The organism is Candidatus Sphingomonas phytovorans, assembly GCA_029202385.1.
Classification (GTDB): Bacteria; Pseudomonadota; Alphaproteobacteria; order Sphingomonadales; family Sphingomonadaceae; genus Sphingomonas; species Sphingomonas phytovorans.
In genome coordinates, this window is the sequence record CP119314.1 from 1988081 (window position 1) to 2014933 (window position 26853).

The 26853-nt window shown below is 62.9% G+C and carries 20 protein-coding genes; 10 read left to right on the plus strand and 10 right to left on the minus strand.

Annotation, left to right across the window (positions count from 1 at the left end; genetic code table 11):
* Positions 1 to 147 precede the first annotated feature (147 nt).
* From P0Y59_09210 to P0Y59_09225, 4 genes are all read right to left on the minus strand, one after another.
* A complete protein-coding gene (locus P0Y59_09210) occupies positions 148 to 1551 on the minus strand; it encodes an FAD-linked oxidase C-terminal domain-containing protein (GenBank protein WEK01833.1) in 1404 nt (467 codons plus the stop codon).
* Positions 1552 to 1572: 21 nt separating this feature from the next.
* Positions 1573 to 2814, minus strand: coding sequence for an amidohydrolase family protein (locus P0Y59_09215; protein ID WEK01834.1), 1242 nt, complete (start codon positions 2812 to 2814; stop codon positions 1573 to 1575).
* Positions 2815 to 2933: 119 nt separating this feature from the next.
* On the minus strand, positions 2934 to 3902 hold the full coding sequence (locus tag P0Y59_09220; GenBank protein WEK01835.1) for an alpha/beta hydrolase-fold protein: 969 nt from the start codon (positions 3900 to 3902) through the stop codon (positions 2934 to 2936).
* Positions 3903 to 3990: 88 nt separating this feature from the next.
* Positions 3991 to 6207, minus strand: coding sequence for a TonB-dependent receptor (locus P0Y59_09225; GenBank protein ID WEK01836.1), 2217 nt, complete (start codon positions 6205 to 6207; stop codon positions 3991 to 3993).
* A gap of 311 nt (positions 6208 to 6518) precedes the next feature.
* Here P0Y59_09225 and P0Y59_09230 point away from each other — a divergent pair, with 311 nt between their 5' ends.
* Positions 6519 to 7703, plus strand: a complete 1185-nt coding sequence (locus tag P0Y59_09230) for an AraC family transcriptional regulator (GenBank protein ID WEK01837.1) — start codon at positions 6519 to 6521, stop codon at positions 7701 to 7703.
* Between the two features lie 127 nt (positions 7704 to 7830).
* Here the strand turns inward: P0Y59_09230 and P0Y59_09235 are convergent, their stop codons facing one another.
* A complete protein-coding gene (locus tag P0Y59_09235; GenBank protein ID WEK01838.1) occupies positions 7831 to 8454 on the minus strand; it encodes a hypothetical protein in 624 nt (207 codons plus the stop codon).
* A gap of 227 nt (positions 8455 to 8681) precedes the next feature.
* Between P0Y59_09235 and P0Y59_09240 the strand changes: the two genes are divergently transcribed.
* The gene (locus P0Y59_09240; protein WEK01839.1) at positions 8682 to 9041 is read left to right on the plus strand and encodes a hypothetical protein; all 360 of its coding nucleotides are present in this window, start codon (positions 8682 to 8684) and stop codon (positions 9039 to 9041) included.
* Positions 9042 to 9385: 344 nt separating this feature from the next.
* Here P0Y59_09240 and P0Y59_09245 read toward each other — a convergent pair whose 3' ends face one another.
* Positions 9386 to 9850, minus strand: a complete 465-nt coding sequence (locus tag P0Y59_09245; GenBank protein WEK01840.1) for a MarR family winged helix-turn-helix transcriptional regulator — start codon at positions 9848 to 9850, stop codon at positions 9386 to 9388.
* A 92-nt stretch (positions 9851 to 9942) separates the two neighbouring features.
* On the opposite strand from P0Y59_09245, the gene P0Y59_09250 reads away from it, so the two are divergent.
* Genes P0Y59_09250 through P0Y59_09260 form a run of 3 tightly spaced genes read left to right on the plus strand, consistent with a single transcriptional unit; the run spans position 9943 to position 14113 of the window.
* Entirely contained in the window at positions 9943 to 11103 is a 1161-nt protein-coding gene (locus tag P0Y59_09250) for an HlyD family secretion protein (GenBank protein ID WEK01841.1), read from the plus strand.
* A complete protein-coding gene (locus tag P0Y59_09255; GenBank protein WEK01842.1) occupies positions 11100 to 12674 on the plus strand; it encodes an MDR family MFS transporter in 1575 nt (524 codons plus the stop codon). Before P0Y59_09250 ends, P0Y59_09255 begins: the two co-directional genes overlap by 4 nt.
* Positions 12675 to 12682: 8 nt before the next feature.
* On the plus strand, positions 12683 to 14113 hold the full coding sequence (locus P0Y59_09260) for an efflux transporter outer membrane subunit (GenBank protein ID WEK01843.1): 1431 nt from the start codon (positions 12683 to 12685) through the stop codon (positions 14111 to 14113).
* Positions 14114 to 14215: 102 nt separating this feature from the next.
* On the opposite strand, the gene P0Y59_09265 is transcribed toward P0Y59_09260, so the two are convergent.
* The 3 genes from P0Y59_09265 to P0Y59_09275 form a co-directional block, all read right to left on the minus strand.
* Positions 14216 to 16060 (minus strand): D-aminoacylase, encoded by a 1845-nt coding sequence (locus P0Y59_09265; protein ID WEK01844.1) that lies wholly within the window; start codon positions 16058 to 16060, stop codon positions 14216 to 14218.
* A gap of 164 nt (positions 16061 to 16224) precedes the next feature.
* Positions 16225 to 18246 (minus strand): CHAT domain-containing protein, encoded by a 2022-nt coding sequence (locus P0Y59_09270; GenBank protein WEK01845.1) that lies wholly within the window; start codon positions 18244 to 18246, stop codon positions 16225 to 16227.
* Positions 18247 to 18392: 146 nt separating this feature from the next.
* Positions 18393 to 19199 (minus strand): hypothetical protein, encoded by an 807-nt coding sequence (locus tag P0Y59_09275; protein WEK01846.1) that lies wholly within the window; start codon positions 19197 to 19199, stop codon positions 18393 to 18395.
* A 32-nt stretch (positions 19200 to 19231) separates the two neighbouring features.
* Here P0Y59_09275 and P0Y59_09280 point away from each other — a divergent pair, with 32 nt between their 5' ends.
* The 5 genes from P0Y59_09280 to P0Y59_09300 all read left to right on the plus strand — a co-directional run bounded on the left by P0Y59_09280 (position 19232) and on the right by P0Y59_09300 (position 25139).
* Positions 19232 to 19426 (plus strand): hypothetical protein, encoded by a 195-nt coding sequence (locus P0Y59_09280; protein WEK01847.1) that lies wholly within the window; start codon positions 19232 to 19234, stop codon positions 19424 to 19426.
* Between the two features lie 198 nt (positions 19427 to 19624).
* Entirely contained in the window at positions 19625 to 20122 is a 498-nt protein-coding gene (locus tag P0Y59_09285) for a sigma-70 family RNA polymerase sigma factor (GenBank protein ID WEK01848.1), read from the plus strand.
* Positions 20119 to 21075, plus strand: coding sequence for a FecR domain-containing protein (locus P0Y59_09290; GenBank protein ID WEK01849.1), 957 nt, complete (start codon positions 20119 to 20121; stop codon positions 21073 to 21075). Before P0Y59_09285 ends, P0Y59_09290 begins: the two co-directional genes overlap by 4 nt.
* A gap of 107 nt (positions 21076 to 21182) precedes the next feature.
* Complete coding sequence (locus P0Y59_09295; protein ID WEK01850.1) at positions 21183 to 24167, plus strand: TonB-dependent receptor; 2985 nt, start codon at positions 21183 to 21185, stop codon at positions 24165 to 24167.
* Positions 24168 to 24203: 36 nt separating this feature from the next.
* The gene (locus P0Y59_09300) at positions 24204 to 25139 is read left to right on the plus strand and encodes a glycerophosphodiester phosphodiesterase family protein (GenBank protein WEK01851.1); all 936 of its coding nucleotides are present in this window, start codon (positions 24204 to 24206) and stop codon (positions 25137 to 25139) included.
* Between the two features lie 162 nt (positions 25140 to 25301).
* Here the strand turns inward: P0Y59_09300 and P0Y59_09305 are convergent, their stop codons facing one another.
* Positions 25302 to 26783 carry an NAD-dependent succinate-semialdehyde dehydrogenase gene (locus P0Y59_09305; GenBank protein WEK01852.1) on the minus strand — a complete coding sequence of 494 codons (1482 nt, stop codon included), beginning with the start codon at positions 26781 to 26783 and terminating at the stop codon, positions 25302 to 25304.
* Positions 26784 to 26853 lie beyond the last annotated feature (70 nt).

The following is a 26853-nucleotide window of genomic DNA, read 5'->3' on the forward strand; positions in this document are numbered from 1 at the left end:
AAGAAGGGTCTGGGCCTACCGAGACCAGACCAGCCATTTTCGACACTGGAAAGGTAGGCCGCGCTTGTCGCAGGTGTCAATCATACGCGAAGCCAGTGGCATCGGACGCTGCTTCCAGTCCAGCACGGCGGGAAGACTGTGCGGCGATCAGCCAGCGACGAATATCTTTCCGGGATTGAATATCCCGCGTGGGTCGAGGGCGCGCTTTATCTGGCGCATGATATCGACGCTGTCGCCAAGCTCATCCACCAGCGCTTCTCGCTTGCCCAGGCCAACACCGTGCTCGCCGGTGCAGGTTCCGTCCATCGCCAGTGCCCGGGCGATCAGGCGGGCGTTGATCGCGCCCGCCTCTTCCATTTCATGGGGCGCGGCGGGATCGAGTGAAAAGATCACGTGGAAATTCCCGTCGCCGACATGGCCGAGGATTGCTGCGGGAATCGACGCCGCTTCCAGATCGGCCTTCGTGTCCGCGATGCATTCCGGGAGCCGACTGATCGGAACGCAAACATCGGTCGACCAGCCGACCGCGCCGGGACGCAGATTGACCGCCGCATAATAGGCTTCGTGCCGGGCCTTCCATAGCCTGGCCCGTTCCTCGGGGAGATTGGACCATTGGAAACCGCCGCCGCCGTTTCCAGCGGCGAGTTCCTTCACCGTCTCGACCTGTTCCGTGACGGCGGATTGCGACCCGTGGAACTCGAAGAACAAGGTCGTCTTCTCAGGATAGTCGAGCTTCGCCCAGCGATTGACCGCCCCCATCGCGACGTCGTCCAGTATTTCAGCACGAGCGAGCGGCACCCCGCACTGGATCGCCTGGATCACGGTCGCCGCCGCGCCTTCGAGCGTTTCGAAACTGCAGACCGCCGATGAAATCACCTCGGGAATGGGATGAAGGCGCAAGGTCACCTCGGTGATGATGCCGAGCGTGCCTTCGGCGCCGACGAACAAGCGCGTGAGGTCGTAGCCGGCAGCGGATTTGCGCGCCCGGCGTGCCGTGCGGATTTCCCGGCCATCGGCCGTGACGACGCGCAGGCCGAGCACTGCCTCGCGCATCGTCCCGTATCGGACCGCGTTGGTTCCAGAGGCACGGGTCGAAGCCATGCCGCCGATCGTCGCGTCGGCCCCGGGGTCGACGGGAAAGAACAGACCTCGATCGCGCAGATGATTGTTGAGCGCGTTCCGCGTCACGCCCGGTTCGACGACGACGTCGAAATCCTCTGCATTGACGCGGAGGATGCGATTCATCCGGTTCATGTCGAGCGATATGCCGCCATCGAGCGGTATCGCGTTGCCCTCCATCGACGTTCCGGCGCCATATGCAGTCAGTTTGACATCATGCGCCGAACAGAGCCGGACAACGAAAACCACATCCTCGCTATTCTCGGCGAATACCACGGCGTCCGGCAGTCGCGCGGCATGATGAGCCTCGCTCTGGCCGTGCTGCGACCGGATCGCCTCCGAATAGCTTACACGATCGCCAAAACGTTCGTCGAGTGAGGCCCTCGCTTGCGCCGGCAAGCCACTTGTCGAAGCCTCTGCCAAACCACTCATCTTTCTTCTTTTCCTTTGGAATCAATCCAGACGGTTCTTTACGATCTCGCCGGCGCGCATGATAAGATCAAGCTTGCGACCGTCGGCCGCAAGCAACCCGATATCCTTCAGCGGATCGCCATCGACGACGATGAGATCGGCATGGGCACCCGGTTTCACGCAGCCGAGCTTGCCGTCCTGCATCAGGATGTCAGCACCCAGCGACGTCGCCTGGCGCAGCATCTCGAGCGGCGTGAAAACTTCGCGGCGGAACTCGAATTCCCGGCATTGTTGATCGTAGGTCGATCCGAGCAGGTCTGTGCCGAAGCCCATCTTCACCCCGGCATCGCGCATGTGCTGGAGGCCTTCGATCGCCGCATCGGCCGCGACCTTGAGCTTCGCCATGCTATCGGCGGTCATGCCAAGCGTGGCGCCCACCTCCATGGTCACAAAGATCACCGACATCGTCGGCACGACGAAGGCCCCGCGTTCGGCGACGAACTGCGCCGTCTCGGCATCGATGAGCGTTGCGTGTTCGATGCAGCGGACGCCGAACTCGATCGACCGGCGGATCGAACTGACCGGATGGCAATGGGCCGAGACGTAAGTCCGGCGCTCGGTACATTCGTTGACGATCGCGCGGGTTTCGTCCTCGCGAAACTGGTTCATCCACATCGGATCGCTCGGCGACATCACGCCGCCGGAGGCGACGATCTTGATGCAATGCGCGCCGCGACGCAGTTCCTCCCGCGCCGCCTTGATACATTCGTCCACGCCGTCGACCACGACGCCGCCCCAGTTCATCGATCCGCACGAGCAATAGCCATGGGTATGATATTTCTCGTTGGGCGTCCTGTAATCGACGTGACCGCCGGTCATCGACAGGACCTTGCCGGCGTAGAAGAAGCGGGGGCCCCTGATCAGCTTGTCCTCGATGGCCGAAGCCAGCGAATAGTCACCACCGCCGATGTCGCGGACGGTGGTGAAGCCGCAGTCGAGCGCATGTCCAAGCTTCTTGACCGCATGGGCCGTACGGTATGGCGCGTCCCGGCTGTCAACGAGCTTCGCGTTGAGATCCGAAAAATAGGCGTGGACGTGAAGATCGATCAGTCCCGGCATAAGGGTCTTGCCACCGACATCGATACGCCGGACATCCGCAGCCCTGATCGGGCGGTCCGAGACTTCACGAATGAAGCCGTCTTCCACCAGGACGGACATGCCCTCGGCGCAGTCCGCCGAATGACCATCAAATATTCGTGCGTTTTCGAGAACGACGTCAGTCATGTTCTTCCTGCCCGTTTCTTTTTCTACGATGTCGTCACGGTCATTCGGGATCGAAGCATCACGGGGCTCGGCGCCGTCAGGGCAAAGGCCAGGCCGGGACTTTCTTCCCACGGGCCCTGTTACTCGCGCCGGTAGCAGGCGCGCAGGAAGCTGAACCACGCCGGCACGCCCCCGCTCAGATGGCTTTCCAGGGGAATAACCTCGCTTGAGACTTCAAGGCCGGGCAAGGGGTGATGCGAGGTCTCGGCGAGCAGCCGGCTCGTGCCGAGGGCGGTGAGCCACTGGTAGATACCCGGTTCCGTCAGTTCGCGGGCACCGAGGGTGATGTGCAACTGGCGGCCGGAGTAATCCTGCTTCGAGGCGACCGCCTGACGGTACAACTCGAAAATCCGGCTGTCTTCCCCGACGATGCCCGGACTGCTGGCACCGATGCGCTTGAACAGGTCGGATCGCCGGATCGCCACATAGGCCGAAAACAGGCCGCCATAGGAGACACCCCAGAGCCCGACATTGTCCGCGTCGATCCGAAAGGATTTCGCCAGTTGCGGATGCAGCTCCTCCTCCAGAAAACCGAGGAATTTGTCGGCCGCCGTGTTGGCGAACATCTCGAGATATCGGTCGCCTTCGTCCCGCGGCACAAGCCCGGCCTGCACGCTCAATTCCACCGCCTGCAGCATGACTTCCGGAACCGTTTCACCTGGCGGGAGCAGATCGCGAACGCGCAGCCATGGCCATGCATGGCTCTCACGCTCGCAATAACCGACGGATACGAGGATGAAGGGAATCTGCGGCGACATGCTGTCGCTCTGCCCCGCCTGATGTAGGGGCGCCGTCGTCGGGAAGAACAAATTCCCGTCGACCTGGTAGACTATCGGATAGGACTTTGCCTGGTCGGCATCATATTGCGCCGGCGGCGTGACCCATACGCCGAAGCGCGTCCCGGCAATTTTGGAGTCGACCTCGAAATAGCGGGTGGACGGGAAAAGGGCGGCGAACGACGGCGCTGTTTCGGTGAGTTCGATGGATCCGGCCACCGGCGCGCCGACGCCGTCCGTTCCATCCACGGCAGCACTCGCAGGCATGTTCATGAATATTCCTTCTTTGTCGTATGGAGAGGCAGGGGAATATGACTGACCACCCTCGGCGCAGCAGCGCGGGCAGCCGACTTGGCCAACGCTAGAACGTGGTGCTGACCGAAACGGTGAAGCTGCGCGGCCGCATCAGATATGAGAATGACGGGACACCGGGCGTGTAGTTCGCGATCCCGCGGCGATTGGTGACATTCTCGGCCCGGAACTGCAGCTGGTAGTTGCGGTGGCTCAGCCCGGCGCGCAGGTCGAAAGTGGTGCGCCCCGGCAGGCGGAGGTTCGGATCGGTGACACTGCCCGGGAAGGACGTGAACCGGTCCGACTGATAGCGGAATGTCGCGCCGAGCTGACTCTGGAGGTCGCCGCCAAGCGGTATCAGCTGATCGAGGGTAGCGGACGCCGTCCAGCGGGGTGTCTGGGGAATGGAGTCGCCCGCGACCGCGCCGATGTACGCGGTCACGCCGGGATCGACTTTGGTCAGCCGCGAATTGGTATAGCCGAGATTGGCGGCGGCGGTGAGCGTCTTGGTCGGCCGTACGGCCATTTGTGCTTCGAAGCCGTCCACCTTCGCCTTGCCTGCATTGGCCAACAACTGCGAGCTGTTGAAGATGGTGTAAAGCTGGATGTTGTTCCAGTCGATGTGGTAGACAGAGGCTTCGAGGCTGAGCTTCCTGTCGAGAAAATCACCCTTGAATCCAACCTCATAGTTCCAGACGGTGTCGGGGTTGATCCTTGTCTGAGCGCCGGGAGGCACGATGGCTGCCACCTGCGGGCCGCCCGGGCGATAACCGCTCGCCGCGCGCGCGAAGAAGCTGAGGGTCGGAGTCGCCCGCCAGCGCAGTGTCGCGAGATACGTCAGCTGGTCATGGCTCGAGTGAACGGGTGGCAGCTTTACCGGCCCGCCCAGAAATGCCGTATAATACACACCGCCATAGGAGGCGTTGAAGTCCTCGGTGCTGCGCGCGAAACGCAGCCCGCCGGTAACATCGAGATTGTCCGCCAGATAGACAGTCAGATTGCCGAAGGTGGAAACCTCTTCATAGGTGTCGTTGACCGGAATCGATATGATCGTGCCCAGGGGCTCGGGCAGTTGCGCATTTGTCGCCTTGTCGCGCGCAACGATATCGGTTGGCGAGGCAATGCGCTCATGCGTGTAGAAGCCACCCGCGACAAACTCGATGCCGCCCAGCCGCCTGGACACGAACCGCAGCTCCCCGGTCTTCTTGACCGCGGGGATGGTCGATATGACCGCGGCGCCGGTGTTTGCCGGATAGACATACCCTGCCGAGGCAAACACGGGAAAAAAGGCCGAATAGGTCGAGGTCACGTCGACCTCGGTCTGCAATTTGCTCTCGAGGTAAGCACCGGTCGCGATGATCTGGCCAAGGTCGGTGTTGTATCTGCCGGTGACCGACGCCAGCCGGTAGCGGACCCGGGTCGGCGCGTCGAAGAAATTGCTGTATCGGCGCTCGCCGTCCAGCGGCGCAAGCGTGCCGGCCACATCGGTTTCGAGCGCGGGGCCACGCGTATCGATATCCTGGAGCTGGCCGACGACGTCGAAGGTCAATCGGTCGGTCGGCGTCCAGCGAAGAGCAAGGCGACCGCCCTGGTAACGGCTTCGGTTGACGTTGTCGGTGCCCGTGCCGATGTTGTCGACATAGCCGGGCGCTTCCCGGTAGAAGCCGGTCGCACGAAGGGCCAGACGGTCGGTTACGAGCGGCACATTGAGCGTCGCACTGGTGGAATAGCCGACACCGCCCCCGTCGATCGCGGTCATCTCGGCCCGGGCGCTACCTGAAAATCCCGAGGCATCGGGACTCTTCGATACGAGCCGGATGACGCCGCCAAGGCTCGAAGCGCCGTAAAGCGTCCCCTGAGGCCCCTTCAGCACTTCGATCCGCTCGATATCGGTCAGTTCAGGGTCCGGCGCGATGAAGGCGCCACCACCGTTGGCCGAGCTCGCGGTGAAAGGTACGTCATCGATATAATAGACCGTCGTCGCTGATTGCTGAAGGCCGCCGGTGGTCAGACCGCGGATGAAGATCTTGCCATAACCGGGGCTGGCACTGTCCTGTACGGTCAGCCCTGGCGTCAGCGTCGCATAGTCGCGAACCGACTGGACACCCAGATTGGCGAGCGTGTCGCCGCCGAGTACGGTGATCGCCGACGGCACGTCGCGCAGCTTCTGCTCGCGCTTGCTCGCGGTTACCACGATTTCACCCTGGCTCGCCTCGACAGGATCCGCATCCGGCGCCGCCGCCGGCTGCGGAGATGCTTCCGACTGCGCTGCGGCTTCCGTCGTCATCAGGCATAAGGCCAGCAAGCTCGCCGACATAAGGCAGATCGATTTGGCCCGCATGCGCATTGATCTTCATCCCCCCCTTGTTCACCGGCACTTTTCCTGTGCCGGCATTCGCTATCCCTCTCCTTGACCAGCGACAGGCCCGGGAACGATGCGTTGATCGGCAACCTAGTCGATGGCCGGCGGCATAGCTTTTCCGAACCGCCAAAAGAGCTTCGAGCGCCGCCAGATCGCTCGCGGTCGTTGCGGGAGGCGATATCCCTTGCCAACATGGCAATACCGACGGTCGGGCGAGCAGCACGAACGCGAAGGGAATGGGCAGTGGGACGATCAACATGCTGGCGCGGGAAGATATGACCGGTCGCCTTGACGCGGACGGCCAGCCTGCACAGACTTCTGCGATGGCCGTATTTCCTGACAGTGGCGTTCGGCCGCGTTCGCACGCGGTTCCGATGCGGCGTTTTCCGCGTCCGGCGAAGGACGCCGCACAGATGTCGGTGCGATATGCTGTCGCGGACTACGCTGTCGACCAGATCCAGGATCTCAATCAGCTGGTCTCCGCGTTCGAGCCACTGAGCGACAGTCACTACCGCTGGCACATGAAAGAACCATTCGGGAGCGGCCGCTACGAATTTTGCGCCCTGGCCGACGGGTTTTTCGTCACCTTCGCGGAGACGGAATATCATACGCCCCAGGCGACATATTTCTCCTCGCCCGATAGCCTGCACATCTATCTCGCCAGCAGTGGCGATGGCGAATATGTGCCGGTCGATGGCGAGCCCCTGAGCTTCGAGGCGCCAAGCACGGTTTTCATCGTCGAGCCGGCCCACCAGCCTCTCGCCGAGGTCACGCTCGCGGGCTTCACACGCTATATCTACATCGTCGTGCATCGCGAGGTGCTCAAAACGCTTTACGCGGGAAGCGCGCACGAGTTGCCCCCGCTGCTGCAAGCGTTCCTGGACGGCGATCTGCAGCGGACGTCAGGGCGCGCCTTGCCTCTGAGCGCGGTCATGCTGCGTTGCCTGGAAGATGTTCAGACCTGTCCCCTCGATGGGCGTCGCCGCCGGCTGTTCCTGCAATCGAAAGCGCTGGAAATCATCTGTCAGGCGCTTGAAGCATTCGACCAGAGCGAGTGCTTCAGGTCGGCCGAGACCACGAAGCTGATCGCAAGGGGCGTGGTGAAAGCGCAGCGGTTTCTAGAGGCAAACTATGTCACGCCACCTTCGCTCGATGAACTCGCGGTTGAAGTGGGCCTGAGCCGCAGCGCCTTGTGCACGGGTTTCCGCCAGATCCTGGGCCAGTCGGTTTTCGACTATGTTCAGGACCTGCGCATGCAGCGGGCGCTGGCGCTGCTCAGCGAGGGTGATGATCCCATTACCCAGATTGCATATGCCGTCGGGTATAATCGCTCTTCGAGCTTCTCGGTCGCGGTGCATCGCCATTTCGGCACGACGCCATCCAAGCTCCGTCGGCGAGGCACCTCCTTCCATCCCCGATAGGGCCTCGGCGTGCAAGCTTTCACCGCCCTCTTCAGCCGCTGTCGAATGACGCGACCGGGCGCTTTTCCGCCGGGTGGCCTGAGCCAGCGTGGCGGACAGCGGACACTCAGCGAAACGTTACAGACAGTTACCGCTTCTCCCTGGATTTCCGCTTGGCATCAGGTGCGAACGGGTCCCTGGGTATCTGGTCGGAACGACCCTTTTCTCGTGCACCAGCCACTGCCTTGGCCGCGTACATGCCGACACAACGGCGCAGCTCGGCAACTGCCGCGCCACTCCCCTCCAGGCTCAACTGCTCTACCGGCACGTCGCCCCGAGAGATATGGAGAGCCTTGGATGCTGCGAAATAGTCAGGGAATTTTGTTTCGAAATTCGTGACGAAGCCCTTTTTTCCGTCGGACTCAATTCCGACCACCTGCTGCCTGGAATAGCCGCCACTGGAGAGCCGAAAATTCAATTTCAGCCGGTCCATCTGCTTGATCGACCAGTTGTCATTCAGAACCGAGAGACGGTTGCTGCCATCGATATCGAGGCCGAGAAGAAGGGTCGTTCCCCCTGCTCCTTCATACGTCCTGGTCAGGAAACAGCCTCTTTTGTCTTTGCTCGCCGCCACCGTCCAGCCTTCGACATCCCGCATGGCATATGCCTGGGCTGATGCATGAGCGCTCGCGAGCAGCCCCGCGGAGAGAGTGACCGAAATGAATGTCCACCGGACAGCTACCCGAACCCAAGCATGGACCAGTTCACGCATTCGGCACCTGATTCTCCACGGGGACTTCGTCCGACAGCGGCCATTTGGCCAGGAACGCGACACGACGGCGGAGGCTCCGCAGCCGATTGGACAATGACCGCTTCGGGTCGAGTCAGCAACTGACCCGAGCGACGAAAACTGGCGCGCGCAACTGCCGGTCGGTTAGCGAACCTGGCTTCTGCCATCATGACCTCTATGGTCACGGGCGGGCCAATTTGGAGCGAGTGATGAGCAATCCGTCAAAGGCGTGGGATGGAGAACTGGTCCGGACATGGCTGGAGCGCCGGTTCACCGCATCGAAGCTGGACCAGGCGGCGGCGGACAGGCGCGGGTACGAGGCACAGGATGAGTATGACAAGGCCGCCGCCGAGGAATGGGTTTGCCGCGCGCTTCAGGCGGCGGATTGTACAAACGAGCAGGCCACATTCGCCAAGCGCATCAAGGAACTGATCGACCTAGAAGAATATCGGGCGACGGGTATCTATGACGATACGCGTTTCGAGCGGCATGTTCGCGGCCAACTCAGGAAACTGGCCAAGATGACCAAGGCGAATGAGGGGTTCGAGAAGACGCTGCGCTATCAGTGAATGCGACACGGCTGAGCTTGTTGGCTTCGACGGGTCAATTTGATCAACCGCCAAATTTGACCCCATATTCTCAGCACGACCGAAGGTCAGTTTTCAGGATTTGCGAAATTGGCTGTTGAGGGCCGAAAAGAGGCGCGCAGCGTCCGACGAAGCCATGGGAAAGACACCGACGTCAGGCTAGCGGACAAGCCTAGCGGAAAACGAGATAGGCGATGCCGCTGATCGACAGAGCGACCGCGCTGGCCAAACAAAGAAGGCCAAACCCACAGCGTTGCAGCGCCGGATCGTAGCGCTCCATGACCTCTCCTCCAGCAGCCTTGGACGCTGCCGATGAGGAAAGGCTATCACACTATCCCGATCGCGCAAGAGTCTGCCTTGTCCATGTCTTCGCTGTCGACCGACAAGGACAGCCGATCGAGCAAATCGTCCAACGATTTTCGTTCTTCATCGCTCAGGACGCCAAATATCCGCTCGGTCAATTCGAGTCGAAGCGGCTCGGTCGCCTTGATCGCACGCGTTCCCGTTTCGGTGAGCGACACGATCTTGGCGCGGCGATCGCTTGGATCGGGATCGCGACGCACCAGCCCGTCGCGCTCAAGCCCGTCGAGCCCCTCGGTCACGGTACGCGGTGCAAGCCCCAGCAGGTCGGCGATGTCGGTCGCGCGCGAAGGGCCTTCCTTTTGCAGATATAACAGGAACTTGGTCCGCGCGAGCGACGCCCCGCACTCGGCCATGCGCCGGTCTAGCAAGCGATGCATGCGAAAGAACAGCTTACCGAATTTGGAAGCGAGGGCGTCTAGTTCGGGCATTTAGTGAGGGTCCTCAAAATATGGTATTGCCTTATGCTGCAGCCGCGAGCAAAGGCAAGGCGCGATTTGCTTGTACGAGGATGAGAGAGTCGATGTCCGCCGACGAAACGCCCCAATCAGCCGAAGACAAGGACAGGGCCGAGCGGCCGTCCCCGCTGCGCAATCCCCGCACCCGCTTGATCCTAATCGTCATCGTCGTTGCGGTCCTGCTCGCCGGTGGCCTGTGGTATTGGCGCTATGAAACCCGTGGCAGATATATGCAGAGCACCAACGATGCCTATGTCCAGGCCGACGCGGTGGTGGTTTCGCCCAAGGTCGGTGGCTATGTCGCCGAGTTGTTCGTTGCCAACAACCAGCAAGTGAAAGTCGGCCAGCCGCTGCTCCGCATCGACTCGCGCGACTATCAGGCGCAGACCGCACAATACCAGGCGCAGATCGACGTCGCGACGGCCAATGCCCAGGGCGTGCGCGCGCAGATCAGTGAACAGCACGCAGGGATCGACCAGGCGCGCGCCCAGCTCGCCCAGGCGCAAAGCGCGTTGCAGTTCGCCCATGGCCAGGTCGCGCGCTACGCCCCCCTCGCCAGCACCGGCGCGGAAACGGGCGAGAAGCTCGCCCAGTTACGCGATCAGGAAAAGCAGGCGGCGGCGCAGGTCGCCTCCGCGCAGGCCGCATTGACCAGCGCAGAGCGGCGGATCGGGACCTTGCAGAGCCAGATCGGCCAGGCCCTGTCGCAAGGCAAGGCGGCCGAGGCGCAGCTCGATGCCGCCAAGGTCAATCTCGGCGCGACGGTCATCCGCGCGAGCATCGATGGTCGCGTCGGCGACAAGTCGGTGCAGCTCGGCCAGTTCGTCCAGCCGGGCGTGCGCCTGATGTCGGTGGTGCCGGTCGACAAGCTCTATGTCGAGGCCAACTTCAAGGAGACTCAGGTCGGGCTGATGCGCGTTGGCCAGCCGGTCAAGGTCAAGGTCGATGCGCTGTCGGGGGTCGAGATCATCGGCCATGTCGAGAGCTTCTCGCCCGGCACCGGCGCGCAATTCTCGCTGATCCCGCCGCAGAACGCGACCGGCAACTTTACCAAGATCGTCCAGCGGGTTCCCGTCCGCATCGCGATCGACGCCGGACCGGAGACGCGCAAGCTGCTGTTGCCGGGCATGTCGGTCGACGTCGAGGTCGATACCGTGTCGGCCAAGGGCGCGCGCCAGCAGATCGAGCGCGAACAGGACGCGTTCAACCGGCGGCAGGGCAAATGACCGCGGCGACCGCCGACGCCCTGCCCGCATCCCAGGCATCGCCCGCGCCGCAGCGCGCCGATCTGGGTGCGTGGCTGGCGGTCGCGGCGGGCAGCCTGGGCGCGCTGATGGCGACGCTCGACATCTCGATCGTCAATTCGTCGCTCCCCACCATCCAGGGCGAAATCGGCGCGAGCAGCACCGAGGGGACATGGATCGCGACGTCCTACCTCGTCGCCGAGATCGTCATCATCCCGCTCAGCGCCTGGCTCGAACGCGTGCTGGGCCTGCGCACCTTCCTGCTGATCGCGACGACGCTGTTCATTGCCTTCTCGATGATGTGCGGCGTGTCGACCAACCTGACCATGATGATCCTCGGTCGCGCCGGACAGGGTTTCACCGGTGGTGCCCTGATCCCGACCGCGATGACGATCATCGCGACGCGCCTACCGCCATCGCAGCAGCCCATCGGCACGGCGATGTTCGGCGTCACCGCGATCCTCGGGCCGGTGCTGGGGCCATTGGTCGGCGGCTGGCTGACCGAGAATATCAGCTGGCACTATGCGTTCTTCATCAACCTGCCGGTCGGCGCCGTGCTGATCTCGTTGCTGATCGTCGGCCTGCCGCACCAGAAGGCACATCTCAGCCAGTTCCGTGAGGCCGACTGGCTGGGCATCGCCGGGCTCGCGCTCGGACTCGGCGGGCTGACCGTCGTGCTGGAGGAAGGACAGCGCGAGCAATGGTTCGAATCCGCGCTGATCATCAAGTTGACCGGGGTAGCGATCCTCGGCTTCCTGCTGTTGCTGGCGGGGCAGATATTTGCGCGGCGGCCGGTCATCCGGTTGCAGCTCCTGCTCGACCGCCAGTTCGGCAGCGTCGCGCTGATGGGCATGGTGCTCGGCATGGTGCTGTACGGCACTTCCTACGCGATCCCGCAATTCGTGGCGGTGGTGGCGAACTACAATGCGCTGCAGGCAGGCCATGTCGTGCTGCTGGCAGGCATCCCCAGCCTGATCCTGATGCCGTTCACCCCGCTGCTGATGAAATATATCGACATCCGCATCGCGGTGACCTTCGGCATGCTCGTCATGGCCTATAGCTGCTGGAACGATTCCGATCTCACCGCGCTGTCGGTTGGCGGCGCTTTCACCGTCGGGCAGCTCCTGCGCGGTGTGGGGACGATCTTCGTGATGCTGTTCCTCAACCAGGCGGCGATCCGGTCGGTACCGCCCGCATTCGCCGGCGATGCTTCGGGCCTGTTCAACGCGGCACGCAATATCGGCGGGTCGGTCGGGCTGGCGATGCTGGCGACCATCCAGGACCAGCGGCTCTGGTTCCATTCGCGCCGGCTTGAGGAAACGCTGTCGGCCAATTCGGTCGCGGTGCAGGATTGGGTTGCCGGCACCGCGCAGTCGATGGGCGGCACCAGTGCCGCGATCCGTTCGATCGAAGGCAACGTCCAGCTCCAGGCGCTGGTCATGACCTATAACGACATCTTCTGGCTGCTGGCACTCGGCATCCTGATCGTCACCCCGCTCGTCCTGTTCCTGCGTCCGTTGCCCAAGGGCGCGCCGATGGCGGCGGCTCACTAGAGGTGATCATGCGGTATCCTGCCCTTCTCCCCCTGATCGCGCTGGTCAGCGCCTGCACCGTCCGTCCGAATTATGCCGGGCCGCCCAAGGTCGGCGCCGCGAACGCCCCTTCCGGCACGTTCGCGCGCGGCAGCACGGCAGTGACCCCGGCAGCGCCAACGCTGGCGCGCTGGTGGGAGTCGCTGGGCGATCCGACCCTCGACGCGATCGAGGAGCGCGCCCTGGCCGACAATCCGAATGCCGCGATCATGGTGGCGCGCGTGCGTCAGGCCCGCGGCACGCTGCGGCAGGAACGCGCGAAGCTGTTGCCCAACGGGTCGGCGAGCGCCTCCTATGTTCATGCGCAGCTACCCGGCGTCGATCTCGGCGGCGAAAACAGCAGCAGTGGCAACAGCACCTCGCTCGACTTCTACAATGCCGGGTTCGACGCGAGCTGGGAGATCGATCTGTTCGGTGGACAGCGGCGATCGACGCAAGCGGCGGGCGCAACGTTGCAGGCCGCCGAAGCGAACGTCGCCGACGCGCAGGTCCAGCTGACCGCCGACGTCGCACAATCCTATATCGCGCTGCGCGATACGCAGGCGCGGCTTGCGATGGTAAGCCGCACCGCCGACCTGCAGCGCCAGATGCTCGATCTTACGCGGCAGCGCCAGGGGCGTGGCGTGGCCTCCGCGCTCGATGTCGAGCGGCTCGAGGGGCAGTTCCGCGCGACCCAGGCCCAGATCGCGCCGATGGAAGCCGATGCCGAGGCCTATATGAACGCGCTCGCCGTGCTGGCCGGGCAGCGGCCGGGCGCGCTCGACGATCTGGTCAAGCAGCCAAATCCGCTCCCCCTGCCCCCGGCCAGCGTCGCGGTGGGCGACCCGGCCGACCTGCTCCAGCGCCGCCCGGATATCCGCGCGGCCGAGCGCCAGCTCGCTTCGGCCACCGCCAAGATCGGCGTGGCCGAAGCGGCGCGCTTTCCCAAGGTCAGCTTCATGGGCCTGATCGGCATCGGCGGCACCAAGCCGGGCGACCTTGCCAACCTCAACGACATCAGCGCCCTGGTGATGCCGCAGATCCAGTGGAATTTCCTCGATTTCGGACGGAACGCGGCGCAGGTCGATCAGGCGAAAGGCGTTCGTGATGAGGCAGAGGCGCGCTATCGCCAGGCGGTGTTGGGCGCACTCAAGGACGCCGAGGACGCCTTGACCCGGTTCGGCCACCAGCGCCAGACGCTGGTCGCCCTGGCCCAGGTCAAGGCATCAGCGGAGCGGGCGGCAACCCTGATGCAGCAGCGTTATCATGCCGGCACCGCGACGCTGATCGACGTGCTCGACGCCGAGCGCCAACGGGCCTCGGCAGAACAGAATCTGGCGGCAGGAACGGCCGAGCTGTCGAACGACTATATAGCCTTGCAGAAGGCGCTTGGCCTGGGCTGGCAGCCGTCTAACAGCTGAGCTCTCACTCGCTCGCACCACCGCGGTGCGACGGGCGACAGTTCGTATTGGGGAGGCAATTTCCCTTGCTGGATCAGGAGAGGAACCGTCCCGGGTCGAATTTTACTTCGACCAGGTCCACTCCGAAGGCGATTTCCGACAGCCGCCTCCGGGTGCACCTGTCCAGGCCCGGCCGCGAACCACCCGCCCCGTTGCGCCGCCGGTCGGCTTTCCATTCCTGAGCGCGAACGCGCCGTTGACGAGCACGTCATCGACGCCAGTCGCGAGTTGCGCCGCGTCGGCGAAGGTCGCGTGATCGCTGATCGTTTTGGGATCGAACACCACGATGTCGGCAAAATAGCCCTTCTTCAGGCGCCCCCGGTCCTTGAGGGACAGGTTGTCAGCTGGAAGGCTCGTCAGTCGACGGATCGCCTCGGTCAGCGAAATGACCCGTTTCTCGCGGACATAATGTCCAAGCAACCGCGCGAAATTCCCATAGGCACGGGGATGATTATGCGCGAGCAGGAACACGCCTTCGGGTGCGGGAGCCGCCTCGTCCGAGCCGAAGCTCATCCATGGCAGTGCGATCGCCCGTTGCACATTTTCTTCGCTCATCAGGAAATATGCGACTCCGACACGGGTGCCGTCTTCGACGACGAGATCCATGGCAGTCTCTTCAGGGCTCTTGCCGCGCATCCTGGCGACCTCAGCAAGGGTCTTGCCCGCCAGCGGTTTCAGCGCAGGGTTTTTGAATGCCAGCAAGAGTGTCCCCTCGGCGCCGGCTCCCGCGTACAAATTCTCCCAGGTGCCGGGATGGGGATTCCGCATTTCGGAAGCGACCCGGGCTCGGATCGCGGGGTCCTTGAGACGCGTGATCCAATCTTCAAGGCCGCCGGATTGCACCCAGGACGGCATCGCGGCATCGAAGCCGGTCGCGCCGGCGGTGTAGGTGTACATGTCAGCCGTAATGCGGACACCCTTTGCCCGTTCGGCTTCGATCATCCGGACCACGGTGTCGAACTTGCTCCAATTGTCGCGGCCGGCCTGTTTGAAATGGTAAATCTCGGCCGGTGCACCGGACGCCCTGGCGATATCGAAGGTCTCCTGAACGGCCTGTTCGAGACGATCACCCTCGCTTCGAATATGGGCGATGTACATGCCGCCGCATTGTGCGGAGACCTTGGCCAGCGCGATCAATTCCGGCGTTTTCGCATAGGTATTCGGAGAATAGATCAGAGCGTCGCTCAGTCCGAGCGCCCCGCCCTCCATCTGTTCGCGCACGAGTTGCTGCATGCCCGAAACCTGCTCGGGCGTCGGCTGGACGTCCCCTTCGCCAAGCACGTAATTCCGGATCGTCCCGGCCCCCACGAAAGAAGCAACGTTGGGAGCAATGCCCTTGTGCTCGAGCATATCGAGATATTCGCTGAGCGTATTCCAGTTGATAGGGTATTTTATATCGCCTTGCCGGGCTGGCATCAGCGCCTTCATGCGCGCGTTCACCGGCCCCATTGAATCCTCGCCGAGAACTTCCAGCGTGACGCCCTGCCTCAGATCGGACAGCGCCCGGCCGTCGGCGATGAGACTTTCCTCCGGGTGCGCCAGCATGTTGATGAAGCCTGGTGCCACGGCTTTGCCCCGTGCATCGATCTCGACTTTCGCCGGCCCCGATATGTGATCGGCGATTGCGACGATGCGGTCACCGTGGACGGCGATGTCCGCAACGCGTGACTTGGCCCCGCTGCCGTCGAACAGCTCACCATTCCTGATGATGACGTCGTAAACCGGCGCGGGGCTTCCTGCCCGGACCTGAGGCAGGAAGCTCAAGGCACTGGCGGTCAGCAAGAGGCTCCCGACAATCAGCCGTTTCCGCACGTGCCGTAGTCCGAAGCGATCCGAAGATGGTTCGACGATCATCGGCTCGGAAATTTCTACCGATGCGCCAGTCGGACAATTCGTATCCTGGATCATCACCGCCCCTCCTCAGGAATTTTTGTTCTTTGTTACAAGCTTCGAAGCCTGGTTTAGCCAAACCGCCATCGGCTGGCTTGCCCTTATCGCCATGGTCATCGAGTTCGACGTCGAATCGGCGCAACGACGGACATGGGCCTGGGCATCGGGCATCACAGCATGAGTCATACCAGGAGCTGATACCCGCCCCAGCTATGCCAGCCATAGCCCTCAGCGGCCATGGCCAGTTGGGTCCGGCGCAACGCTTCGGCCGGCGACACACCGGTCGCAAGCTGCCAATGGAACCGCGTCGCGACCTCTCGCGCGATCGCATCGGCGACGGGATAGATCGTTGCCACGACCATCGCCGCGCCAGCCCGGACCAGGCTCTGGGCAAGCCCGAACGCCGCCTCCCCGCCGACCGCACGGGCTGACGCGCCCCCGCACAGCGAGAGAAAGACGAGCCTGGTGCCGCTCAGGTCGAGCTGCCGGATATCCTGCCCGGACAGCATTTGGGGCGATCCATCGGTCGCACGCCCGCCCACTATCATCGCCGCCGCGTTCATGGCCGCCTCCGCCTCGTTGAGGAAGGTAACCGGATCCTTCGCGGCAAGCGCGCGGTCGAGGTGGCGCAGGGTTCCGCGGACAAGGCCATGAGTCGCGATGTGCACCAGCGCATGTTGCTCGAGCATGCGAGACGCCGTCACCGGGTCGGCCGCATCGTCCCGCAGATGCGCGCAGTTCCAGAGCTGGGCGATCGCCTCCCCTTCGCCAGCGGCGTCCGGCAGCGCTGCCGTGCTGCCGTCCGGGGCCTGTTGCCCGACGCTGATCACCACGGCCGAGGCGAAGCTGCCGCCGCGATCGTCGGCAAAGGGCCTGCCGGTCGCGTTCAGCGGCATCACGATGGCGGAACGTTCCGCCAGGCGCGTACCGTCGCGCAGCCCAAGCGCCGCGAACGGAAACAAAGCGGTCGGTCCTTCCGCGATGATGACGATCTGCTCGCCATCGCGCGGCTCCTGCTCTCCTTCGGGCCGCAGGCGCTGCGAGAGCCCGAAGAGCTGGTTGGCCGCCTCATGGCCAGCCTCGCCCCGGGTTACCGCAGCATCGAAAGCGGCCATCAGGGCGAGTTGATGAATATCGCCATAGATTGCGCCGGCTGGCCCGCAATTCCATCCCTGGACATCAAGCGTACCGTCACTACGGGGTCGGACCGCCAGACAGAACAGCACACTCTCGCCGGATTGCTGACGGGCATCCTCGGACAAGGGCTGCGCCTCGAGATAATGGTAGAGGATAGCAGACCCCGCGCCGAGCAATGCCTCTGCCGGATCGCGGAAAACCAGGTCGAGCAAGGCCAGTTCGGAGGACGTCGCGACCGCTTCCAGATAGTTCAGGCCGTTCAGGATATAGGCGTGCGGCGTATCCTCGGTATAGCGATAGACCGAGGTTCCCGCGCCCTGCTCGGTGATCGCTCTCTTACCCGCTTCGAAATCGAACCCGAAATTGGTATAGGGTAAGCGATCGACCTCTTCGAGAAGATCGGGATCGGGCGTGGTCCGCAAGATGCTGACCGCATTCGAAAGCCCCGCCACGTAGCGATAGAAATAGCCGAGAAGGATTCTGGGGATCGAGCTTATCCCCAGCAGCGCCATCGATCGCAGATCGTAAAGCTCCTTGGAATAATAGGCGATCTCCGCATCGGACAGCGTGTCCCGCTCACGATGGATTCTGATCAGGGTCAGGAAGATCGCGACCTGGATCTGGTCCATCAGGAGGAAGAGATTGCCATCCCGGACGAGCGTCTGAGCGTGGAATTTCGCATCCTGCATCTGCCGATCCAGCTCATACCAGTCAGCATCCGGCACTCGCGATGCCTCCTTCTCCTCCGGAAGGTCGATACCCATGACGTTGCACAGCTTCTCCAGCGCCGCGATCACTTCGCCAAACGTCCCCAGGCCATAGCCATCCGGATCGGGTTCGATCGACCGAAAGCGAGACCGGGAGGCGTTGAGCGAACGCCATAGCCGGGCTGCGTAACCGGCCGGCACTTCGGCCTCGTCGGGTCCAGGCGCAAGATCGATCGCCTCGAGAAACCGCACCGCCTGCATCTCGTCCTCGCCGACATTGTGACCCGTGCTGCCGTCAGTCCAATAGGGGTCAGCTATGTGCTCGGAGGCGACCCGGCGCTGGCGGTCCAGCTCGGCCAACAGGAATGCACCGAGAGCGCCGATTTGCTCCCCCGGCGATTGGTCCGGCCCATGCGCATCAGGATCGGGCACGCCGGGCTGCGACAGATCCCCGGGATCGCGGGTTCGCAATCCGAGGCTCCGACGCAACACGCCGACCAGGCTCTTCACGGTTTTGCCTGGAGCTGCTTCATCGTCCTGGCGAGAGTCTCGATATTCTCGGCGGTGCCCGATCCTTCGACAAAGGTCTCGCCTCCATCGAGCGAGAATTTGAACTTGATGTACTTCTGCTCGCGCAGCTTGCTCAGGAAGTCGGTGATGGGCGCGGTAAGCGCGGGCAGCGCGTTCAGCACACCGAGGATGAAGGCTGCCGACACCAGCTCCCCAGTCGTCCGCGTCGTTGCCTGCTCAATCGGAGCCACGCTCGATTCCACCCCCAGCAGCCCGGCCAGCTGCACCGCATCGGCATCGGAAAGTCCGGTGATGTCGAGCCTGTATCGATCCAATTGCCGTCTCCCCTTCGATGTCGCCCGGCGCGAAATCCCGGCCTCCATCCGATCCTGTTTGATTCGGGTGGCCACCGGACGAGCATGTTGCGCCCATCCGCGCCGATTGAGCAACCATCTCTCGCGCCTTCCGGTGAACGATCCGTGCGCCATTCGAGTGTTCGGTCGCTTGCGCTGCCCTGGAGCAATGACCAGCGCCTTGCTCCTGGTGAAGCCGATCTCGACGAAGGACTGCAGTTCGTTGATATAAGCACCGGGTATATAGTCGGGTTCGTTGACGATCAGATCCAGCCCGATCCCCAACTTCACGCCGACCCGGCGGCGCGGGGTCGATCCGAAATAACCGCCGCTCTGTCGCAGGATCAGGCGATAGGCACCAGCGTCGGCACCGATGCGATATGACGCCCGACCATCAGCGCGATCGTCTTCGTCAATTCGATGCTCGGCGCCCGCACGGATCCTCTTCATCTTCCAGCGCCCTGGTCGAGCTGGCGCGGTCAGTGCCGGCACCGCTGGCGATCGTCATGCTCCAGCACGATCCTATCCTGGTGATCGGCCCGCTGGTCGCCACAGAGCTCTATGCGATCGACATTCCTATCGTGATCGTCGCCGAGGCTGATTGGCCGAGGTTGCACTATGGCGACAACATCTCGCTTTTGGTTGCCGGCGATCGGGCGCAGATCGCCCTCGTCTGAGACATCTCGCATATATGAATGGGCCCCGGCGCTGGGCGTGTGAACGTCAGGCCACGGGCCAAGGCCGCGGCGATGCAATAACGATCGATCCCGACCTCTCGGCGCGGTCCGGGCAAAACGATCGCGCAAAATGAAACACATACGTCATGACACCTTCCTAAAGGCCCGCGCTGAACCGGAAGGCGAAAGCGCTTGCACATGGACGATGCGGGATATCGACAGCTGCGCGCGGAAGCGTATCGCCAGATCTATCGGCAATTGCGTGATCATGACGCGGCTGAGGATATCGTGCAGGACAGCCTGCTCCGCCTGTTTCGCTACCAGGGCAAGATCGCCAATATCGGCGCGATGGTCCGCGTCGTCGCCGGCAATCTGATCCGCGACCATGTCCGTTTACGCGCGAGGCGCGCCGAAGAGCCCCTTCCCGCAGAATTCGAGATCGCCGCGGAAGAGCCCCCCGTCGATACCGCGCTCCTGCATCGCGAACGGGTCGGATTGGTGGAGGATATCCTCGCCGAAATGACGCCGCTGCGCCGCGAAATATTCCTCCGCCGGCGGTTGCACGGCCAATCGGCCAAGGAGGTCGCCGCCGCGCTCGGCACCACTCCTGCGGCTGTAGACACGCATGTCGCCCGTGCCGTTCTTGTGCTTCACCGGGAGATGAAGGAAATTGCGCGGCAGGAGGATGCCGCATGAATCGGGCGCTGGACGACATGGAGGACGAGGCCGCGGCGCTGTGGGTCGGTCGCCATCTCGACGGCATGATCGACGCCACTGCCTTCAGCGCGTGGCTGGCCGGCGCACCCGATCGACGCGCCCGGTTCGATGCGCTCTGGGCCACCTGCATGGACGATGCGGTCACCGATGCGCTCGAACGGCAGGACAAGGGACGATCCGACGCGCTCCCTCACAAAGCCGACAGGAAAATTGCGCTCGGCACCAGCCTTGCAGGCGCGGTCGCGGCGGCGTTGCTACTCGCATGGTTCACCCCCGGCATCCGGTTCGCGCTGACACCTGCGCAGGAGTTCGCCACGCGAGCCGGAGAGATGCGCACAATTGCGCTGGAAGATGGCTCGCAGGCGGTTCTCAGCGGCGAAAGCAAAATTCGCGTGAAGCTGGGATCGGATCGACGCGAAGTGACGCTCGCCCGGGGCGAGGCGTTCTTCATCGTTCAACATGACAGCACGCGTCCCTTCTCCGTCACGGCAGGTGAGGCACGCGCGACGGTTCTCGGCACAAGGTTCGACATCGGCCTGGAGGGGAAACGAACTGATCTTGCCGTCGAACAAGGCTCGGTGCGTTTTGGTCAGCGCGATGCGCTGGATAGCGGCGTCGTGTTGCAGGCCGGCTTCGCCACGGCGCTGATCGACGACCGGATTTCAAGAGTGCGAGCGACCGATCGGGGCCAGATCGCGGCATGGCGGGAAGGCTGGATCGAGGTGGAAGATATGCCGCTCTCCCGCCTGGTCGCGCAGTTGCAGCGGTGGGCGGCAAAGCCGATCCGCATCGCCGACGAGGCATTGGCGGCCAAGCGCGTAACGGGCCGCGTTCGCCTGACCCGTCCAGCGGAGCAACTGGACAATCTGGCCAGCCTGCACGGCTTTCAGGTTCACGACACCAATGCGGAATATGTTCTGTCGGAGCGCTGAGCGAATTTTTCATCGCTCGATGCATGGCCGCCGTCAGATTTCGCAATTCCCATCGTCATGATCCGTGACGGCCGCTGTCGCCGTCCGTTTCAAGGCCGGGGGAATTCATGCCGTTTCGTACTATCCTGTTGTCCAGCGTTGCTGTGTCCGTTGCCGCGATCGCCACCCCCGCAATGGCGCGGGAGGTGGATTTCGCGATTTCACCGGGCTCGCTGGCTCCAGCGATGACCGCTTTCTCCCGCGCCGCCGCCATCGACGTGATGGCGGACCCGGCGTTGCTGCGCAATCGTGCGACGCGCGGTGTCAGCGGGCGATTCAATGCGTCGGACGGCCTGGCGAAATTGCTCGACGGAACGGGCCTCACCTACCGGCAGCGCAATGGCGGTTTCATCATCGTCTCGCTCCCGCGCCCGGCCGTCAGCGCGCCGCGTCGCGCTGCCACTCCGGCCGTTGCCACGGTCTCGCCGGCGGAGCCCGAAAGTGAAGAGATCACGGTCACTGGGCAACGCGGGGCAAATCAGGATGCCATCGCGATCAAGCGTCGCGAACGGAATATCGTGGACGCAATCTCATCGGACGAAGCGCAGCGCCTGCCCGATCTGACGATCGTCAATGCCATGCGCCGCATTCCGGGCGTATCGGTGCTGCCGGTCGCGGACAATGAGCATCCGCGTGACGAGGCGATCGCGCCGGTGCTGCGCGGGCTGAATCAATCCTACAACAACGTCACCATAAACGGCCTGCCGATCGCATCGCCCGGAATACCCAATTCGGGCAGCGGCAACCCAGGTCGCGGTGTGCGGCTGGACATCTTGCCGACCTCGCTCGTCAAGCAGATCGTCGTCATCAAGACGTTCACGCCGGATCTCGATCCAAATGCGGTCGGCGGCGCGGTCGATCTGCGGATGCGCAGTGCCTTTGACGGTCACGGCCGCCCGTTTCTCACCGTCGACGCGGGGCTGGCCAACAGCAGCCAGAAGGGACTGCCGCAGCCGCAGGAGGATTTCGGCCGCCGCTTCTCCGCGACCGCAAGCACGACTTTTGGTCCGGATCGAAAGTTCGGCGTTGTCCTGTCCGGCAATTATCAGCGATTGCAGAATTATACGGAAGTGCATGCGACTTCCGATTCCACGCATTACAACTTCTACAATGATGCTGGCCAGCGTGTAACCAACGGCATGTTCGGAAACGGCATCGCGGTGCCGCAGCAGGACAAATCCTGGTACAACCAAAGCGATCGTGAACGCTGGAGCGTCACCGGCCGTCTGGAGGCGCAACTCGGCCAGATCTCGCTCTACGGCGTCGGCGGCATCTACAAGTTCATCGACGGATATGACCGCAACGAGATCGTCATCAACGGTCGCAACGGGCCGATCACCAATCAGACGCCCACTTCCGGTCGTTACGCATCGGCATCGGTTGAAATCGGATACCGCACCGGCCGAACCATCAGCGAAACGCAGATTTTCCAGGGCGGGCTGGAATGGTGGGCCAGCAGTGTGGACCAGATCTCCGTTCGAGGCGGCTTGTCAAAAGCCAGTTCACGGGAACCGCACGACATGGTCAAATACAATGGCGGCGTCAGCCCGTCGGGAAGCACGGTCGCCATCCCGCAATTTTCGTTCGACTATGACACCTCGAAATTTCATCACAGCTTCAACCTGAATCCGGACGCCTATTACAATCTTTCGCTCTACAAGCCGGTGTACTGGCGGAATTATGAACGCAAGGCAGGTGGCAGGGTCAGCAGCATCCGCGCTGACTGGTCCCATCGCCTGGACGAACCCGGCTTCGGCCTCGGCGCCGGCATCTCCTATACCAAAACGCTCGCATATCATGACTGGTCTGGAGAGGATTACACCACGACGGATCGTAACCTGACATTGTCCGGCATCGGCTCGATGAGCCCGGCACGGCTATCGTTCAATCGCAGCGGGCTGCGGCTCATCGCCGTCGACAATGCGCGTGCCTGGGCGCAGTTCGCCGCCAATCGAAGCTCGATTTCGCTGGAGGATGACGAAGGCGGCAATATCGACGAGGATTTCGACCATACCGAAAAGCAGATCGGGGGCCATGTTCTGGCCAACTACACCTCCGGCCCGTTGAAGCTCCTCGGCGGCCTCAGGCTCGAGCGAACCGATATCAGGACGCTGGGCTGGATCAACGTGAACGACGAGTGGCGCCAGAAGGCCACATCGTCGAACTATAGATTGCTGCTTCCTTCGGCGCTGCTGAGCTACGATCTGACCCCGAAACTGCGCGTGCGAGCGGGTTTCAGCCAGACGATCGGCAGGCCGAGCTATGAATCATATGCCGCGCGCTCGACGATCCGGTTCGAGAATCCCGGCGATGCCGGCAATCCGAATGCCGAGGACGTATCCGTGCAGCTCGGAAATCCCGACATTCGACCGCGCCGATCCGACAATTATGATCTGAGTTTCGAATGGAGCGTCTCCAATCAATATGGCGGCATGGTTTCACTGGGCCTGTTCAACAAGGCGATCCGGGACGAAATCTATGACGCCCGTTCAGTGGGCTACACCTATGGCGGCGTGCATTATGTGAATGCCAGCGTGGTGGCACCCGCGAACGCCAGCACAGCCCGAATTCGCGGCTTCGAATTGAGCGCCGTGATGAACTCACTCGAATTCCTCTCGCCCATCCTTGCCAATTTCGGCTTCAACGCGAACTGGAGCATCCTGGACGGCAAGCTGAAAGTGCCGACGGCGAGCGGCGCTACGCGTTCCGTATCGAGCCTGCTCGGCCAGCCGAGCGAGATCCGCAATCTTTCGGTATTCTACAGCAATGCCGGTTTTGAACTACGCGGCGCCTACAACTGGACCGGCCGCGCGCTCAGGAGCATCGTGCCGAACACCTATTGGCAGGATGTCTACTGGGCGCCGCGCGAGCAGTTCGACCTGCAGGCGCGGTACGCCTTTGGAAACGGTTTTTCGATCGTCGCCGAGGCCAGCAACCTCACCCAGGCAAGAACGACGAGCGTGACCGGCCCCAATCGCAACCTCCTCAAGGACAGCTACTCGGTTCCACGGACCATCTGGCTCAGCCTTGGCTGGACGCCGGGCCGGCGCTGACGCCGACGGCATTCTTCCCCAATTGCAGGATCTGACATGAACACTCGATTTGCAAAGACGTTGGCCTGCCTGACGCTGGCCCTGTTCGCGCAGGAGTCCGCATCGGCCGGCCACGGCGACCGCGCGGCCCTGCTCGAGCGTCGGCTGGAAGGGCCGGATGGTTCGGTCATGATAGTCGCCCATCGCGGCTGTTGGAAAGGAACGTCCGAGAACAGTCTCGATGCCATAGAATCCTGCATCGCTTTCGGAATCGACATGGTCGAACTGGACGTTCGCAGAACCAGGGATGGCGTGCTAGTGCTCATGCACGATGCGACCGTTGATCGAATGACTGATGGCACAGGCCAGGTCGAGAATCTCGACTGGACTTATCTGCAAACGCTGCGGCTACGCGAAGGTGCGGGACGTGGCAGCCCGTTGACCGATCGTCGGATTCCGACATTCGCGGATGCCCTGGCAGCGGCCAAGGGTCGCATTCTCATCAACGTGGACGCTAAAACCGACCTGAACGACACGATCCCGCCATTCATCGACAAATATGGTGATCGCCGTCAGGTTCTGTTCAAGCAATATGACCCCGCCGACAGGCTTCACGTGACGTCCCCCTGGTTGAAGACCGTTCGTTTCCAGCCGATTATCGACGAGGATCAACTGTTGCCGGCGGGAAAGCGGCTTCTCGACAGTTTCTCCGGCTTCACCCCCGTGGGATATGAAATAGATATCGCTCACCCCGAAGCGATCGCCGGATTTGCGCCGTTAATTCGCGAACGTTGTGCGCGATTCTGGGTGAACAGCCTCAACGGAACCGAAGCGCTGCATGATCGCGACGCCCTTCGGGAACCGAGCGCGGTCTGGGGGCGCATGATCGACGATGGCGTCGATACGATCCAGACCGACGACCCGCTCGCCCTGAAAGCCTTCGTCGCGCACCGCGAGCCCAGGACATATTTCTGTTCAAGACAGTCGCAATGAACACCCCGTGGAGATGATATGCCCTGACCAAGTGGAGCACCGCTTCAAGGGGCCATTCAGCCTGCTCGCCATGTCCGCAGCACTCCTTTAGCGGTTAGGTGCTGCGGCCCCCATGACACGCCTTCAAGATGTTCGTGCGGACCGTTCCGCTGCCTCGCGTCGCTACGAGGTCAGCCCGCCAAGGCAGAGATATTTTATCTCCAGATAATCCTCAATTCCGTAGCGAGAACCTTCCCGGCCGGTACCCGATTCCTTCACCCCGCCAAAGGGCGCAACCTCAGTCGAGATGATGCCGGTGTTGATGCCGACCATGCCATATTCAAGCGCTTCCGCCACACGCCACACACGCCCCAGATCCCGCGCGTAGAAATACGCCGCGAGACCGAAGCGGGTATTGTTGGCCTGCGCGATGACGTCGCCCTCGTCCTCGAACCGGAACACCGGAGCAAGCGGCCCGAACGTCTCCTCCTGCGACACGGCCATCGCCGCGGTGACGCCGGTCAGCAACGTCGGCTCGAAGAAAGTGCCGCCGAGCGCCGAACGCCCGCCGCCACAGACAATGGCCGCCCCCTTGCCGACCGCGTCGGCGATGTGGCGCTCGATCTTGGCGAGCGCCGCCGCATCGATCAGTGGCCCGATGTCCGTGCCCGTGGCTGCCCCATCACCGACCTTCAGCGCGCGCACGGCACCGGCCAGTCGCGCGACGAAAGCATCGTGAATTCCCGCCTGCACATATAGACGGTTGGCACAGACGCAGGTCTGTCCGGCATTGCGGTATTTCGACGCCATCGCGCCCGCTACCGCCTGATCCAGATCGGCGTCGTCGAAGACGATGAAGGGCGCGTTCCCGCCCAGTTCCAGACCGAGTTTCTTCACCGTATCGGCGGATTGCCGGAACAAGAGCTTGCCGACCTCGGTCGACCCCGTGAACGAGAGTTTGCGGACCACCGGGCTGGCAGTCATCTCGCCGCCCATCGTCCGCGCATCGGTGGTGGGAAGAATGCTCAGCAACCCGGCAGGCAGCCCCGCTTCCTCCGCCAGCACCGCAAGCGCCAGCGCCGACAGCGGCGTCTGCTCGGCGGGTTTGACGACGATGGCACAGCCCGCCGCCAGCGCGGGCGCGACCTTCCGCGTGATCATCGCCGCCGGGAAATTCCATGGCGTGATCGCCGCGACCACCCCAACGGGCTGCTTCAGCACCAGGAGGCGCTGATCGGCATTGTGCGTGGGAATGATATCGCCATAAGCGCGCTTGCCCTCCTCGGCGAACCATTCGAGGAAAGACGCGGCATAAGCGATCTCGCCTCGACTTTCGGCGATTGGCTTACCCTGTTCGGCGGTCATCAGGATCGCGAGATCCTCCTGATGCGCCATCATCAGTTCGAACCAGCGCCGCAGGATTACCGCGCGCGCCTTTGCGGTGGTCGCCGCCCACGCCGGCATAGCGGCGGCCGCCTGCTCTATCGCCGCGCGCGTTTCGGCGAGGCCCATATCGGCCACTTCCGCCAGTTGCGCGCCGTTCGCCGGGTTGGTGACGGCAAAACGTCGCTCCCCGCCAGTCCAGCGACCACCCAGAAATGCATCCGCGCGCAGCAGATCGGGGCGGCTCAAACGCACGGGAGAAGAAACTGCATTGTTGCTCATCACGAAATCCGCACCTGTTTGAGAAAGACCCTTATGCGCGTCTCCAATGGCGGAAAGGAGTGGCCATACG